13 protein-coding genes are annotated in these 15,597 nt (G+C 56.8%); 9 read left to right on the top strand and 4 right to left on the bottom strand.

Annotated features, from left to right (window positions below; genetic code table 11):
• Positions 1-63: 63 nt before the first annotated feature.
• The 4 genes from KGP25_RS23060 to KGP25_RS23075 all read left to right on the top strand — a co-directional run bounded on the left by KGP25_RS23060 (position 64) and on the right by KGP25_RS23075 (position 5,496).
• Entirely contained in the window at positions 64-906 is an 843-nt protein-coding gene (locus KGP25_RS23060) for a 23S rRNA (adenine(2030)-N(6))-methyltransferase RlmJ (protein ID WP_008503119.1), read from the top strand.
• A 71-nt stretch (positions 907-977) separates the two neighbouring features.
• Positions 978-2,330, top strand: coding sequence for a glutathione-disulfide reductase (gorA, locus tag KGP25_RS23065; protein WP_008503120.1), 1,353 nt, complete (start codon positions 978-980; stop codon positions 2,328-2,330).
• Positions 2,331-2,465: 135 nt separating this feature from the next.
• Complete coding sequence (locus KGP25_RS23070) at positions 2,466-3,647, top strand: cellulase family glycosylhydrolase (RefSeq protein ID WP_223539667.1); 1,182 nt, start codon at positions 2,466-2,468, stop codon at positions 3,645-3,647.
• Positions 3,648-3,846: 199 nt separating this feature from the next.
• Positions 3,847-5,496: an alpha,alpha-trehalase gene (locus tag KGP25_RS23075; protein WP_024908843.1), complete on the top strand. Its 1,650-nt coding sequence runs from the start codon at positions 3,847-3,849 to the stop codon at positions 5,494-5,496.
• Between the two features lie 59 nt (positions 5,497-5,555).
• Here the strand turns inward: KGP25_RS23075 and KGP25_RS23080 are convergent, their stop codons facing one another.
• Positions 5,556-7,145, bottom strand: a complete 1,590-nt coding sequence (locus KGP25_RS23080; protein ID WP_045909052.1) for an STY4199 family HEPN domain-containing protein — start codon at positions 7,143-7,145, stop codon at positions 5,556-5,558.
• A 148-nt stretch (positions 7,146-7,293) separates the two neighbouring features.
• On the opposite strand from KGP25_RS23080, the gene KGP25_RS23085 reads away from it, so the two are divergent.
• Complete coding sequence (locus KGP25_RS23085) at positions 7,294-7,833, top strand: GNAT family protein (RefSeq protein ID WP_045909053.1); 540 nt, start codon at positions 7,294-7,296, stop codon at positions 7,831-7,833.
• A 71-nt stretch (positions 7,834-7,904) separates the two neighbouring features.
• The gene (locus tag KGP25_RS23090; RefSeq protein WP_045909054.1) at positions 7,905-8,243 is read left to right on the top strand and encodes a lysozyme; all 339 of its coding nucleotides are present in this window, start codon (positions 7,905-7,907) and stop codon (positions 8,241-8,243) included.
• On the opposite strand, the gene KGP25_RS23095 is transcribed toward KGP25_RS23090, so the two are convergent.
• Both KGP25_RS23095 and KGP25_RS23100 read right to left on the bottom strand, forming a co-directional pair.
• Positions 8,222-8,824 (bottom strand): response regulator transcription factor, encoded by a 603-nt coding sequence (locus KGP25_RS23095; protein WP_223540604.1) that lies wholly within the window; start codon positions 8,822-8,824, stop codon positions 8,222-8,224. The two genes, KGP25_RS23090 and KGP25_RS23095, sit on opposite strands and share 22 nt — an antisense overlap.
• Positions 8,825-8,978: 154 nt before the next feature.
• Complete coding sequence (locus tag KGP25_RS23100) at positions 8,979-9,737, bottom strand: SDR family oxidoreductase (RefSeq protein ID WP_223540605.1); 759 nt, start codon at positions 9,735-9,737, stop codon at positions 8,979-8,981.
• Between the two features lie 119 nt (positions 9,738-9,856).
• On the opposite strand from KGP25_RS23100, the gene KGP25_RS23105 reads away from it, so the two are divergent.
• The 3 genes from KGP25_RS23105 (at position 9,857) to KGP25_RS23115 (ending at position 13,415) form a co-directional block, all read left to right on the top strand.
• On the top strand, positions 9,857-10,756 hold the full coding sequence (locus tag KGP25_RS23105) for a LysR family transcriptional regulator (RefSeq protein WP_045909057.1): 900 nt from the start codon (positions 9,857-9,859) through the stop codon (positions 10,754-10,756).
• A gap of 50 nt (positions 10,757-10,806) precedes the next feature.
• Entirely contained in the window at positions 10,807-11,832 is a 1,026-nt protein-coding gene (gene yhjD, locus KGP25_RS23110) for an inner membrane protein YhjD (RefSeq protein WP_045909058.1), read from the top strand.
• 260 nt (positions 11,833-12,092) lie between these two features.
• Positions 12,093-13,415, top strand: coding sequence for an MFS transporter (locus KGP25_RS23115; protein WP_023617091.1), 1,323 nt, complete (start codon positions 12,093-12,095; stop codon positions 13,413-13,415).
• A 93-nt stretch (positions 13,416-13,508) separates the two neighbouring features.
• On the opposite strand, the gene KGP25_RS23120 is transcribed toward KGP25_RS23115, so the two are convergent.
• Complete coding sequence (locus KGP25_RS23120) at positions 13,509-15,551, bottom strand: AsmA family protein (protein ID WP_223539668.1); 2,043 nt, start codon at positions 15,549-15,551, stop codon at positions 13,509-13,511.
• Between the last annotated feature and the right edge of the window lie 46 nt (positions 15,552-15,597).

A 15,597-nucleotide genomic window follows, 5' to 3' on the forward strand; every position in this document is an offset into this window, starting at 1 on the left:
GTAATCTGCGCCGTTCTGCTGTAAACTGTGGCAAATCGTCAATTCAGCGGAATATCATTACCCATGCTCAGTTATCGCCACAGCTTCCACGCAGGCAACCACGCCGACGTCCTTAAACACACCGTTCAGAGCCTGATCATCGAATCGCTCAAAGAGAAAGAGAAGCCGTTTCTCTATCTGGACACCCACGCAGGCGCGGGCCGTTATCAGCTGAGCGGTGAGCATGCCGAGCGTACCGGTGAATATCTGGAAGGGATCGCCCGCATCTGGCAGCAGGACGACCTGCCTGCCGAGCTGGAGCCGTACATCGGCGTGGTGAATCACTTCAACCGCAACGGCCAGCTGCGCTACTACCCGGGATCCCCGCTGATTGCCCGCCAGCTGCTGCGCGAGCAGGACAGCATCCAGCTGACCGAGCTGCACCCGAGCGACTTCCCGTTGCTGCGCTCTGAATTTCAGAAAGACAGCCGCGCCCGCGTGGAAAAAGCCGACGGCTACCAGCAGCTGAAAGCCAAGCTGCCGCCGGTCTCCCGTCGTGGCCTGGTGCTGATCGACCCGCCGTACGAAATCAAAACCGACTATCAGGCGGTGGTGACCGGTATCCACGAAGGCTACAAACGCTTCGCCACCGGGACATACGCCCTGTGGTATCCGGTGGTGCTGCGTGCGCAAATCAAACGCATGATCAAAGACCTGGAAGCGACCGGCATCCGCAAAATTCTGCAGATCGAGCTGGCGGTACGTCCGGACAGCGACCAGCGCGGCATGACCGCCTCGGGCATGATCGTCATTAACCCGCCGTGGAAGCTCGAAGCGCAGATGAACAACGTGCTGCCGTGGCTGCACAAAACGCTGGTGCCAGCCGGTACGGGCCATACCTCCGTCAGTTGGATCGTGCCGGAGTAATCGCAGCCATCGGTGGAAACTATTGATTTCAGGTATACAATCGCGGCAATTCACGATTAAGGACAAAAGCTATGACTAAGCATTATGACTACATCGCCATCGGCGGCGGCAGCGGCGGCATCGCCTCCATCAACCGCGCGGCCATGTACGGCCAGAAGTGCGCGCTGATTGAAGCCAAAGCGCTGGGCGGCACCTGTGTGAACGTGGGTTGTGTACCGAAGAAGGTCATGTGGCATGCGGCGCAAATCCGTGAAGCTATCCACATGTATGGCCCGGACTACGGCTTTGACACCACCATCAACCACTTCGACTGGGACAAGCTGATCGCCAGCCGTACCGCCTACATCGACCGTATTCATACCTCCTACGACAACGTGCTGGGCAAAAATAACGTCGACGTTATCCACGGTTTCGCTCGCTTCGTTGATGCGAAAACGATCGAAGTGAACGGTGAGACGATCACCGCCGATCACATCCTGATCGCTACCGGCGGTCGTCCAAGCCACCCGAACATCCCGGGCGTGGAATACGGCATCGACTCCGACGGTTTCTTCGAACTGCCTGCCCTGCCAAAACGCGTTGCCGTGGTGGGCGCGGGTTACATCGCGGTGGAGCTGGCTGGCGTGATTAACGGTCTGGGGGCTGAAGCGCACCTGTTCGTGCGTAAACACGCGCCGCTGCGCAGCTTCGATCCGCTGATTGTTGATACACTGGTTGAAGTGATGAACACCGAAGGTCCAACACTGCATACCAACGCCGTGCCAAAAGCGGTCGTAAAAAATGCAGACGGCAGCCTGACGCTGGAGCTGGAAGATGGTCGCAGCCAGACCGTCGATTGCCTGATCTGGGCGATTGGCCGTGAACCGGCGAACGATAACTTCAACCTGGGCGTGACCGGCGTGAAAACCGACGAAAAAGGCTATATCGTCGTCGATAAATTCCAGAACACCAGCGTACCGGGCATTTACGCGGTCGGCGACAATACCGGTGCGGTTGAGCTGACCCCGGTGGCCGTTGCGGCGGGTCGTCGTCTTTCCGAGCGCCTGTTTAACAACAAGCCGGACGAGCATCTGGACTACAGCAACATCCCGACCGTGGTCTTCAGCCACCCGCCAATCGGCACCGTCGGCTTAACCGAGCCGCAGGCGCGCGAGCAGTATGGCGACGACCAGGTGAAAGTGTATAAATCGGCCTTCACCGCGATGTATACCGCCGTCACCTCGCACCGTCAGCCGTGCCGCATGAAGCTGGTCTGCGTCGGTCCGGACGAGAAGATTGTCGGTATCCACGGCATCGGCTTCGGCATGGACGAGATCCTGCAGGGCTTCGCCGTGGCGCTGAAGATGGGCGCAACGAAAAAAGATTTCGATAACACCGTGGCAATCCACCCAACGGCGGCGGAAGAGTTTGTGACCATGCGTTAAGGGCTTTTCGCAGGAAAGCACGTCATCAAAACTGGCCTTTGCGGGCCAGTTTTTTTATATGGCTCGATAATTTAAAGACAAAGCCTCATCATCCCGGCGAATATAAAATCATCATCACGCTAAAAAGGAATTGAGATGAAAGCGCTTATCGGGTTGACCCTGCTTCTTTTTTGCTTTGCTGCCTCCTCATCTGATCAAATCACCTTCTGGGATACCCCTCAGCACGGCGGAAACAGCTTTAACCGCCTGCCACCCACGCAGGAATACTATGATGCGCTGCGTGGCTATGGCGCGACGTGGGTTCGCCTCTCTTATGATAAATGGAAACCTGCCGGGAGAGATTTTCTTCTCGGCAACGCCGACGGTTACCGTGGGCTCGAGGCCGCAGACCTCGCGACGCTCAAAGCCGCCATCAGGAAAGCCCACGCGGCCGGGCTACAGGTCGTTATTGCCCCACTCTCTTTACCCGGCATGCGCTGGGCGCAAAATAACAATAACCAGTTTGATGACCGCATCTGGCAGGATAAAAAATACTGGCAGGAAGCCGCTCAGTTCTGGCGTGATTTGGCCCAGGCCCTGAAGGACGAACCGGGCATTGCGGCCTGGAACCTGGTCAATGAACCCGCGCCTGAAAAAAGAGGCAACATTAGCGAGCAGGCGTCGCCAGAGGCGTTAAAAACCTGGTATCAGCAGCAGCAAAGCACGGCGCGTAACCTTCCCGCTCTCTACAATCAGATTATTGCCGCCATCCGCGAGGTCGATGCCACCACACCGATTATGGTCGATGGAGGCTGGTACGCCTCCGCGCGTGGTTTTTCTGGCTGGCCGTCCGCGCTTGAGGATAAGCGGGTGCTCTACAGCTTCCACATGTACGAGCCCTATGATTTCACCAGCGCGCCAAATGCACGCCGCAAAGTGCCGTTCGACTATCCAGGCATGGTCACGTTCGGCGGTAAAAAGGTGAAATGGGACGCTACGGCCATAGAGAAATGGATGAACGCGCCCTTTGACTGGGCGAAACAGCACGGTATTCCGGCCAACCGGGTTGTCGCGGGAGAGTTTGGCTGCGTTCGCACGCTGCAGGGCTGCAGGCAGTGGCTTAATGATGTCCTGACCGTCCTCGACAAACATCATGCACACTGGGCATTTTATGCGTTTCGTGAAGATGCCTGGGACGCCATGGACTATGAGCTGGGGAAAAAACCGGTGCCGTGGGCCTACTGGAAAGCCATTGAGGATAACGCACCTGATACGCTCAAGCGCCATTCCACCGAGGAATTTGAACCGATTGCTACGCGGCTAAAACAAGGCCTTTAATCCGGCAGGCTCCCCTCTTGTTCAGTAGCCTCTCCTGGAGAGGCTACTGTTAACATACATAAATCGTTGCAAAACGAATGCTCCGAAAATAGTGATCTACCGCACATATTCCTCCCCCTCTACCGAAGCGAATGTCTACGCTTATAAGACGCCCGGATAAACCTGTCTTTTGAACACACAACCGGAGGTCCCTATCACCATGTTCAACCAGAAACTACAGGCTACCGAGAACATCGAATTCGAGATTGCAGAAGAGCTGCGCTACGAGACCGATCCCTGCGAGTTGAAACTGGATGAAATGATTGAGGCGGAGCCGGAACCCGAAATGATCGAGGGGCTACCCGCCTCCGATGCGTTGACGCCCGCAGACCGCTATCTTGAACTGTTCGAGCATGTGCAGTCGACGCGGCTGTTTGCGGACAGCAAAACCTTCCCCGACTGCGCGCCGAAAATGGATCCGCTGGATATCCTGATCCGCTACCGCAAGGTCAGACGCCACCGGGACTTCGACCTGCGCCAGTTTGTGGAGAACCACTTCTGGATGCCGGAAACGTTCGGCACCGAGTATGTCTCCGACCCGGGCCTCTCCCTGAAGGAGCACATTGATAACCTGTGGCCGGTGCTGACGCGCGAGCCGCAGGATCATATTCCCTGGTCTTCTCTGCTGGCGCTGCCGCAGGCCTATATCGTTCCCGGCGGACGATTCAGCGAGACCTACTACTGGGATTCCTATTTCTCCATGCTGGGGCTGGCGGAGAGCGGTCGTAACGACCTGCTGAAGTGCATGGCGGACAACTTCGCCTGGCTGATTGAACGCTACGGGCATATCCCCAACGGCAACCGTACCTATTATCTCAGCCGCTCCCAGCCGCCGGTCTTTGCGCTGATGGTGGAACTGTTTGAGGAGGACGGCGTGCGCGGTGCGAAACGCTATCTGGATCACCTCAAAATGGAGTACGCCTTCTGGATGGACGGCGCGGAGTCGCTGCTGCTTAACCAGGCCTACCGCAGCGCCGTGCGCATGCCGGACGGTTCATTGCTCAACCGCTACTGGGATGACCGTGATACCCCGCGCGACGAATCGTGGATTGAGGACGTAGAAACCGCGCGCCACTCGGGGCGACCGCCAAACGAGGTCTATCGCGACCTGCGGGCGGGGGCGGCGTCCGGCTGGGACTATTCGTCCCGCTGGCTGCGCGATCCGTCGCGGCTCGCCAGCATCCGCACGACGCAGTTTATCCCCATCGACCTCAACGCCTTCCTGTTCAAGCTGGAAAGCGCCATTGCCAACATCTCGGCGTCGAAAGGGGACAAAGAGACGGCCGACCTGTTCCGCCAGAAAGCCAGCGATCGTCGCGAGGCGGTGAACCGCTACCTGTGGGACGAGGAGAGCGGCTGTTACCGCGATTACGACTGGCGACGTGAAGAGCTGGCGCTGTTTTCTGCCGCCAGCATCGTGCCGCTGTATGTCGGTATGGCGACCCATGAGCAGGCTGAGCGCCTGTCGGATGCGGTCAAGGCACGACTGCTCACGCCGGGCGGGATTCTGGCGACCGAGTATGAAACCGGCGAGCAGTGGGATAAACCCAACGGCTGGGCGCCGCTGCAGTGGATGGCGATTCAAGGGTTCAAGCAGTATGGCAACGACTCGCTGGGGGATGAGATCGCCTGGAGCTGGCTGCATACGGTGAACCATTTTTATCAGACGCACCATAAGCTGATTGAGAAGTACCACATCGCCAGCAGCACGCCGCGCGAAGGTGGCGGGGGTGAGTATCCGCTGCAGGACGGTTTTGGCTGGACAAACGGCGTGGTGCGGCGGCTGATTGGGTTGTATGGGGAGCCTTAAGTGGGGTGCGGTCTGATGCCCTCACCCCGGCCCTCTCCCACAGGGAGAGGGAGGAGAGATCAGCGAATCACTTCATAAATGGCGCTCTGAATAGACTGCCATTTTTTGGTGGTGGCATCCGGCTGTGACTTCGCACGGCGCGTGGCCATGTCGAGATCGTGCTGCTGGCGTTTTACCACCGCAGGCACAGTGCAGAAAGCTTTGAGGTACTCTTTACGTACCGAGGTCAGAGACTCGCCGTTCGACATTGCGTGGCTGAGTGTGTTGATGAAGCGCCGACACGGCTTCTCCTCCACCATGTTTTGCCGGTAGCGTAACATCAGCTCCAGCACGTCGTCATAGCCTGCCGACATCGCCTCTTCGGTCCAGGACAGCTTCCAGTCCATACCGCCCTGCAAAAAGAGCTGGGTCACGCGGGTATCGTTTCGGTTAATGGCCGAGCGGAAATTATTCTCGTCCCAGGTCACTCCCATGCGCGTGAGCGTTTCGCGCGAGGAAGGCGTTTCACGCATTTCCTGTGGTGGTGCCGCTTCAGCCGCGCTGACGGCCGCAGGCTGCGGTTTACTGCTGGTCACCAGCCAGAATCCCCCGGCCACGATGGCAATCACCATAACGCCAACTGCCCCCCATAACGCACCGGAAATGAGCTGCTCGCGTTGTTCGGGGGTGCGCGGCGCGCGCTGGGTCGGCTTTTCAATGGTGTCGCGGACTTCAAACAGATCCCCGCCGGTGACCCGATCCATTTTCTGCGCCTTTTCCCAGAAGGTATGCAGTTCGCTGGCATCTACCGCCATGAATCCCGCCGGATTGACGCGCGTTCTCCCCTCTTCAAACGCGCGTTGAACGGGCCGCGCGATCTGTGCGTAGTAGTTATCCAGCAGCTGAATTTGCGCCGAGCTCAACGTTTTCTGAACGGTGATGTTGTTGCGAATTTGCCGAATGTCATCGAGGAAGGTTTGCAGTGTTTTACGCGGTTCAACCAGCAGCGTCAGCATGGACGGATCGCTGAACAGCGAAGCGTAATAGCGGCTGAACTCCTTTTTATCCACCAGCATCTGTGCCAGCTCGCTGAACATCATGCCGCTTAGCACATCGTTGATCTCGCCCAGCTTCAGCCAGCGCCGTACGCGATCGGCGTTAAACAAAGTCTTGAGATGGTTGTTCAGCTTGACCTGATCGGGCCAGGCCTGCTGGATGAGCCCTTTTATCATCAGCTCTATCGCCCGCACCTGCTTGTGCGCCTGCTGCTGCTGGAGTTCGCTGCCCGGAGACAGCTCCGTGCTGTAGGTCAACAGCGGCTGCTGCAGGCGAAGGTGCTCCAGCGCGGTGACAAAGCGCATCGCCGCAATCAACTGGTTTTCACTCACATCCTGTCCGCTTTCATACTGCGGCACGCGCTGCTGCAGCAGGCGCAGCTGGAGCGTAAATTCCGACATCTCGGCATCATTCAGGTTGAGTTTTTTCGCCACGGCTCCCCAGCCGCCCAGGGCTAATCGCGCGCTGTCCAGTTGTTCCAGAAACCAGCGTGGATCTTTGCCCTCAGATGCATGTACATTCAGAAGAAGCAAAATTTCCACCGACGCATGGCGAATGACCGCCAGACAGTGTTCGAACTGTTCGCGAATATGATGTGATGTGCTGAGAGTCATTGTTTTCCTTAAGCGACAACGAAGACATCCGGAATGGGCACGAGACGGCCTTTTTTCTTTTTATTTATACGCGGTTAACCATACCTGACTTTCTGTTGAAATAAAGTGACAACCCTAAAATCATTTAAAAAGTGTCAGGAGAATCTGAATGCCCGTTTTAATTACCCCTCGCCTGAACTGCTCACCTTTGCAGGAAGAAGACTGGCCCTTTTTTCTGGCATTACAGCAACATCCCGACGTCATGCGCTTTGTGGCGGAAGACCGCCCCGTCGCAGTTATTCGCGAGGCGTTCGATGCCCGTCTGACGCCCTGGACGCCAGGCAGCGCGCACTGGCTGTGCCTCGTCGTGCGTGACGCCGCCTCCCGGGCCCCGCTGGGTGTCACCGGGTATATTCATCGGGAGGTGGATTGTGCCGAAGTGGGTTTCCTTTTCGCCCCCGAGGCGCAGGGAAAAGGCTACGGCTTCGAATCCCTGCAGGCGCTTTGCCGCTATGCCTTTGAAGAAGGCGATATACGCCGACTTACCGCCACCGTCACGGCGGGCAATATCGCCTCACGACGTGTGCTGGAAAAAGTCCGCTTTCGTCTGGAGGGCGAATTACGCGAAAGCTATTTCCTTGCGGGGCATTGGCATAATGACTGGTTATTTGGTTTATTGCGGCATGAATATCTGAATAACAAGGCGTGATCAACAGCCATTTGGCGGATATTTCTCGTAAGCCGTTTCCTCTACAGTGTCGCCATTAAGAGGAAACGAATATGAAAGAGCATGGGCTGAAAATATCATCTGCCGCCATCGCGTTAATAAAAAAACATCAGGGTCTTTCTCTGGAAAAATATCGTGACGAACACGGATTATGGGTTATCGGCTATGGCCACGTTATCCGTGACCAGGAACATTTTCACGGTCCTGTCACACCGCTGGAGGCAGACCATTTGCTGCATGAAGATATACGGCTGTGTGAGACGCTGCTGCGGGAAAATCTGACACGTCCATTAACCCAACAGCAGCATGATGCGCTGGTCATGATGATATTCAGTTTCGGAGAGATAACGTCGCTCCCCGACGCGCTTATTCAGGCCGTCGCCCGGGTATAGTACATGGCTGCCTGCGTTCTGTTTTTCACGTCCAGCCGCCGGAAAAGTGCCTCAAGGTGCGCTTTTACCGTGGCCGCACTGATGTTGAGATTGCGGCCAATCTCTTTATTTGACTCCCCCGCCGCCAGCAGTTTCAACACTTCGCGCTGGCGCTCGCTTAAGGATAATAACGCCTGAGACGACGTCGGCTCTCGGACCCACTCTCCGGGAAAACAGACCATCCCTCGGGCTACCGAATCCAGCACGGCGGAAAACCGTTCGGGACTGGCATTGCGGGGAATAATGGCCATGACGTTTCGCTGCCGCAGTTGCTCCACCCATCTGGCCTCTTTTTTCGCCAAAACCAGAATCACGCGTATCGCCGGAAAGCGATGCACGATCGCTTCCAGCAAAGCGCTCCCTTCGTCCTGAATTAAATTCCCATCAATCATGACGATAGCTGACGGCGAAGCAGAAGCCTGAGCCCATAAATCTTGTGCCTGACAGGTCCCTGTTATAGTTATTTCCGGGATTAGCGCCTGAAGACTGTGTATCGCTCCGTGAATAAAGAGTGACTGCCTGTCAAACATGATTACTCGCATCGTTTTTTCCCCTCTGAGAATAGCGAAGGGGGATTCTACAGAGGCGCTATTTAAGAAAAAACTCAACGAATGGAGCCGTTACAAATCCCCCGTGTTCTTTATATCTGTCAGTATCTGGACACATTCGTCTTAAGGATTTCCTTAAGCGCAGATATCACAGGAACATGCCGCCCGAGACTTCAATACGTTGCGCAGTCATCCAGCCCAGTTTGTCGCTGAGCAGTGCCGCAATGGCATCGCCAATATCGTCCGGCAGCCCCACCCGTCCCAGCGCTGTTTGGGATGCCAGCATCTGGTTCAGATCCGCGTTGTCGCGCACGCGTCCGCCGCCAAAGTCGGTTTCGATCGCGCCAGGCGCAATGATATTGACGGAAATACCGCGCGCCCCCAGCTCTTTCGCCTGATAACGCGTCAGCACTTCCATCGCCCCCTTCATCGCCGCGTAGGTTCCCGAGCCCGGCTGGGTAAAACGGGCCAGTCCGCTGGAGACGTTAAGGATCCGTCCGCCGTCGTTAAGCAACGGCAGCAGGCGCTGGGTCAGGAAGAAAGGTCCTTTGAAATGAATGTTCAGCGCCTCATCAAACTGAGCTTCCGTCGTGTCGGTGTAGGGCGCATATAAACCCGTTCCGGCATTGTTCAATAAATAGTCAAAGGTTTCACGCTGCCAGACGGTTCGGAGGGTTTCCTGAAGCTGTTGGGCAAAATGATCAAAACTTGTGACTTCCCCGACGTTAAGCTGTATTGCCGCCGCGTTAACGCCTTTTTGCTGAATTTCATGCACAACCGCCAGCGCTTCCTGCTGGCTACGGTTGTAGGTCAGCACAATTCCCGTGCCGTCTGCCGCCAGCTTTAAGGCCGCGTTTTTACCCAAACCACGGCTACCACCCGTCACTAATGCGATACGTTCAGTCATCATAAACCTCGTTTTGGCTGTTATGGAGATTGAGTAAGAGCTTATTAGGTGATAGAAGATCAATAAAGGTGGGTTAAAACGCTTCACTGTTTCATCGGAAACAACAATGAGCTTCATCTATGGATAAAATTCACGCAATGCAGCTGTTTGTCCGCGTCGCGGAACTGGAGAGTTTTTCCCGCGCGGCAGAAACTTTAACGCTGCCAAAAGGCAGCGTTTCGCGGCAGATTCAGGCCCTGGAAAACCGGCTTGGCACCCAGCTATTGCACCGCACCACGCGTCGCGTCAGCCTGACGCAGGACGGCATGGTCTATTACGAACGGGCAAAAGATCTGCTGGCAAACCTTGATGAACTCGACGGGATGTTTCAGCACGATCCCTCCAGCATCAGCGGACGGCTTCGCGTGGATATGCCCGTCGCCGTTGCTCGAAATTTAGTCATCCCCAAACTCCCTGCGTTTCTGCAGCATTATCCGGGCATTGAGCTGGAACTCAGCAGCAGCGATCGTCTGGTGGATGTGATCCGCGAAGGGTTTGATTGCGTGGTACGCGTCGGCACGCTGAAGGATTCAGGGCTGATTGCCCGACCGTTGGGCAAGCTGTCGGTGATTAACTGCGCCAGTCCGGACTATCTGGCGCGTTTTGGCTACCCGGACACGCTGGACGATTTAGGCTCGCACGCCGTCATTCACTACACCGCTATGCTGGGAACCCGTCCGCAGGGCTTTGAGTTTTATAACGGCAGTGCGACGCAGTGGATAAAAACGGGCGGGGTATTAACCGTTAACAGCACCGAAACCTACCAGGCGGCCTGCCTCGCCGGGCTGGGCATCATTCAGGTTCCACGGGTTGGGGTACGAGATTTGCTGCGCGCGAAGAAGCTGGTTGAAATCCTCCCGCAATACCGGGCCGAACCGATGCCTGTTTCCCTGATTTATCCCCACCGGCGCAACCTCTCCCGCCGGGTACATCTGTTCATGGAGTGGCTGACCGAACTCACAAAAGCTTACGTGGACTAGTCGCAAGCTATAATTCAATAACATCCAGCCAAACGAAAAGGAAAAGTCGCGTGACGCCGGAAAACAACCCGCAACGACCCACCCAACATTTAGAGTATGAGCCCGTCAAAAAGATGGAAACCGGGCCTGAAGAGGCCAGATCCCCTGGTACCGCCAGCAAAGCGCTGGGGACCGTCACCGGCATTGTCGCCAGAATTCAGCAGTTTCCCATGATTGCGCATCTGATACGCGCGACCGAGCGCTTTAATGACCGCATGGGAAACCAGTTTGGTGCCGCCATCACCTATTTTTCCTTCCTGTCGATGATCCCGATCCTGATGGTGTCGTTTGCGGCGGCCGGTTTTGTGCTCGCCTCACACCCGACGCTGCTGCAGGATATCTTTAATAAGATCCTGAATAACGTCAGTGACCCAACCCTTGCCAGCACGCTCAAAAGCACCATCAATACCGCCGTGCAGCAGCGTACCACCGTCGGTATCGTCGGCTTGCTGATTGCCCTTTACTCCGGCGTTAACTGGATGGGCAACCTTCGCGAGGCCATTCGCGCCCAGTCGCGCGACGTCTGGGAGCGTAAGCCGCAGGACCAGGAGAAAATCTGGGTTAAGTATCTCCGTGATTTTGTTTCGCTGATTGGCCTGCTCGTCGCGCTCATCGTGACGCTTTCCATTACCTCCGTGGCGGGCTCCGCGCAGCAGATGATCATCTCCGCGCTCTATCTTGATTACATCGAATGGCTGAAGCCCGCCTGGCGCAGCATTGGGCTGGCGATTTCTGTCTTCGCCAACTATCTGCTGTTCTTCTGGATCTTCTGGCGCTTGCCCCGTCATCGTCCGCGCAAGAAGGCGCTGATCCGCGGCACGTTGATCGCGGCGATCGGCTTTGAGGTGATCAAAATCGTGATGACCTACACCCTGCCGTCACTGGTGAAATCCCCTTCCGGCGCGGCGTTCGGCTCGGTGCTGGGGTTAATGGCGTTCTTCTATTTCTTCGCACGTTTAACCCTGTTCTGCGCAGCATGGATTGCCACTGCCGAGTACAAAGACGACCCGAGAATGCCGGGTAAAACACACCGGTAACGCCACTCCCGGGCTGAAATTTCAGCCCGATTCATCATTTCAGCATATAAATCCAGTCCGTAACTTTTATTTAACCGAAAACCAGTTTTATTGACTGATATTTAAAATCTGTGAAGCATTTCATAGACGTGTTTTGGCTAGCCTGAAAATTATCCCCTTTTTGTTGCTTTTATCACCAGGTCGCGGCTTTGTTACAGATTGAAATGTCGCTTTTGCTGTGCGTAATATGGCCTTTCGTTCGACAAAAATAAGAAAATATTATGCAAGCAACCGCCACCACACTCGACTCAGAAACGGAAAACGTTCCGGTAAATTCGCGCAATAAAGTTGTCGTCGCCTCGCTGATTGGCACCGCCATCGAGTTCTTCGACTTTTATATTTACGCCACCGCGGCGGTCATCGTCTTCCCGCACATTTTCTTCCCGCAGGGCGATCCGACGGCGGCCACGCTGCAGTCCCTGGCGACCTTTGCTATCGCGTTTGTTGCGCGTCCGATTGGCTCCGCGCTGTTTGGACACTTTGGCGATCGCATTGGGCGTAAAGTGACGCTGGTGGCCTCGCTGCTGACGATGGGGATCTCCACCGTGGCCATCGGCCTGCTGCCGACGTATGAGACCATCGGCATTCTGGCGCCGGTCCTGCTGGCGCTGGCGCGTTTTGGTCAGGGTCTGGGCCTGGGTGGTGAATGGGGTGGCGCGGCGCTGCTGGCCACCGAGAACGCCCCGGCGCGCAAGCGCGCGCTGTATGGTTCTTTCCCGCAGCTTGGCGCACCGATTGGCTTCTTCTTTGCCAACGGGACGTTCCTGCTGCTCTCCTGGCTGCTGACGGATGAACAGTTCATGAGCTGGGGCTGGCGTATCCCGTTTGTCTTCTCAGCCGTGCTGGTGCTGATTGGCCTGTATGTGCGTGTTTCTCTGCATGAGACCCCGGTTTTCGCGAAAGTGGCTGCGGCGAACAAGCAGGTGAAAGTGCCGCTGGGCACGCTGCTGACCAAACACGTGCGCGTGACCGTGCTGGGCACGTTTATCATGCTCGCCACCTACACGCTGTTCTACATCATGACCGTTTACTCCATGACCTTCAGTACCGCCGCCGCGCCGGTTGGGCTGGGTCTGCCGCGTAACGAAGTGCTGTGGATGCTGATGATGGCGGTGATCGGGTTTGGCGTGATGGTTCCGATTGCGGGGCTGCTGGCGGATAAGTTCGGTCGTCGCGCGAGCATGATTACCATCACCACGCTGATCATTCTGTTTGCTCTGTTCGTCTTCCCGCCGCTGCTGGGTTCAGGCAGCCCGGCGCTGGTGATGGCCTATCTGCTGATTGGCCTGAGCCTGATGGGGTTGACCTTCGGCCCGATGGGTGCGCTGCTGCCAGAGCTGTTCCCAACGGAAGTGCGTTATACCGGCGCGTCGTTCTCCTATAACGTCTCGTCTATTCTGGGCGCCTCCGTAGCGCCGTATATCGCCACCTGGCTGCAGGCAAACTATGGTCTGTTCTATGTGGGCGTCTATCTGGCGGCCATGGCGGCGCTGACGCTGATTGCGCTGCTGCTGACGCACGAGACGAAGCACCAGGCTCTGTAAGCTAATGCCGGGTGGCGGCTACGCCTTACCCGGCCTACGATTCAAATGTAGGCCGGGTAAGCGCAGCGCCACCCGGAAATAACAGGCCGCACCTTACTTCTTCATCTGTGACAAAATGGTCCGGCACTGATTCGCCTCGCCCTCTGACGGCGATATCAACGCCAGCAGCGCTGCGGCTGGGGTAACCAGCGTCGCAAGCGCCGCAGCCACCGCACCACGCGCAATCAGCGGTCCGGGCTTCACGCCCGCCTGCGGATTTTTGAAAGTCCCGCGCACGTACAGCGGCGAGCGCAGCGTGATAATACGGATCCCCTTACTCTCCGGGTCAATCGTCAGATCAAGCTGCTCGGAGGCCATGCTGGCGGTTCCGGTCACGTTAATCACCGCGTTTTCCGTGTCGAAGGCAAAAATCTGCGGACGCGCCACGCCGTTCACCAGATCCAGATTGGCCGCCGCACAGTTCACCCGTACCTCATCATCCCCGAAGATTTGCCCGATGATGTAGTTCCCGACGTTCAGCCCCAGGATCTCCATCAGGTTGCGGCTCACCAGCCCGTCGTTCATCAGCAGCTTCAGGTTGCCATTACCGCTGCCCAGCAGCGCCGCCACGGAGTTACCCACGCCGCGAATGTCGGCATCGCCGTTCATCTCGCCGAGGGTTTTCTGCATCAGCTCGACGTTCGGCATCAGCGCTTTCAGCTTAAGCCTGCGCGCCTGAATCTCCGCCCGGCCCTGCATCGGCTTTTTATCGCCTTCCAGGTGAATGTTTGAGGAAATCGTCCCGCCTGCCATGCCAAACTTCAGCGGCTGCAGGCGCAGGTCGGCGTTTTTGAGGATGATATGCGTCGAGAGATCGCTCAACGGCAACGTGCTGCCATGCTCAATTTTACGCCCTTTGAAGCGGACGTCCGCATCCATCACGTTCCACTTATCGGTTTCAAAGCGATCGTAAGGCAGCACTTTTCCCGCAGGCTGAATGTCCTTTTTCACCTCTTTTGATTTTGTGCCTTTGCCGGAATCCACGCCGATCAGCGGGCCGAGATCGGCCAGACGCAACTGACGGGACTCAACGTCCCCTTTCAGCTTCGGCCTCGGTTTTCCGGTGGTGTAGGTCAGCGAGCCGTGGATATCGCTGTCGCCGATGCGGCCGTTAAAATCACGGTAGTCAAAAACAGACGCTTTTTCGGTATCGATTTTGGCGACCAGATGCCCGTCCGTTTCGAACGGCGGCGTATCCGGCAGCAGCACGCCGGTCAGCTCATACAGCTCGCCCAGCGAATCACCGGCAAATTTAAGCTGAAGATCGACGCCGCCCATGTTCATCGGGTCGTTGACCGTCCCCACAAACGCCACGCGGGTGTTACCGGAGCGGAAGTCCGCCTGCACCGGGAACGGCGTGCCTTCGCTCCGGAGCGCCAGCATGCCGCCTATTTTCCCTTTACCGCTGAGCGGCTGGTCGTTGTAGCGTCCTTTTGCCGTCAGGCCGAAGACATAGTCGCCCACGCTTGCCGTGTCACCTTTGGCTTTCGTCCCCGTGACCTCGCTAAACGGCAGCGGCTTGCCAAGCGGATCGACCAGGATCTCCACGTCGGCCTTGCTGACTTTGTCGTCGATGGCGATCCGCCCGCGATCGAAGAGAATATTGTCGAGACGGAATGACCAGGAAGAAGGCTGGGCGTTCGGATCCTTTTCGCCGTCGCTGGCAAGGTTAAAGGTCCAGTTGTTATTTTTTTCTGAGAGGCGGATCAGGCGCGCGTCGGGCTGTTGAAGTTTGATCCACGGCAGATAGACGGTTTTGGTGAACAGCGCGAGCGGGGCCAGCGTGGCCTCAACGCGCGGCAGGTGGATCATGGTGACCGCCGGGATATCCGGCGGGTTACCGAGAATGATGTCGTCGGCGTGGACGTGTGGCCACGGGATCCAGCTTCGCCAGCCGGGCTCCTCTTTCTGACGCTCCCACACGACCCCTAAATCACCGCGTATGGCGAAGGGGCGGTTCAGTTCGGTTGAGACTTTCTGGTTGATGGTCGGCTTAAGACGGTTCCAGTCAAACGTCGCGATAATGATGGCGACGACCACGATCAACAACAAGAAAATCCCTGCTGTCCAGGAGATTACCCTGGTTGTTCTTGTCATTTTTATCCCCTTTCCTGATGACCTGTCCTGTAAAACTATAGTCCAG

The sequence above is a fragment of the Enterobacter sp. JBIWA003 genome (assembly GCF_019968825.1).
Classification (GTDB): Bacteria; Pseudomonadota; Gammaproteobacteria; order Enterobacterales; family Enterobacteriaceae; genus Enterobacter; species Enterobacter quasiroggenkampii.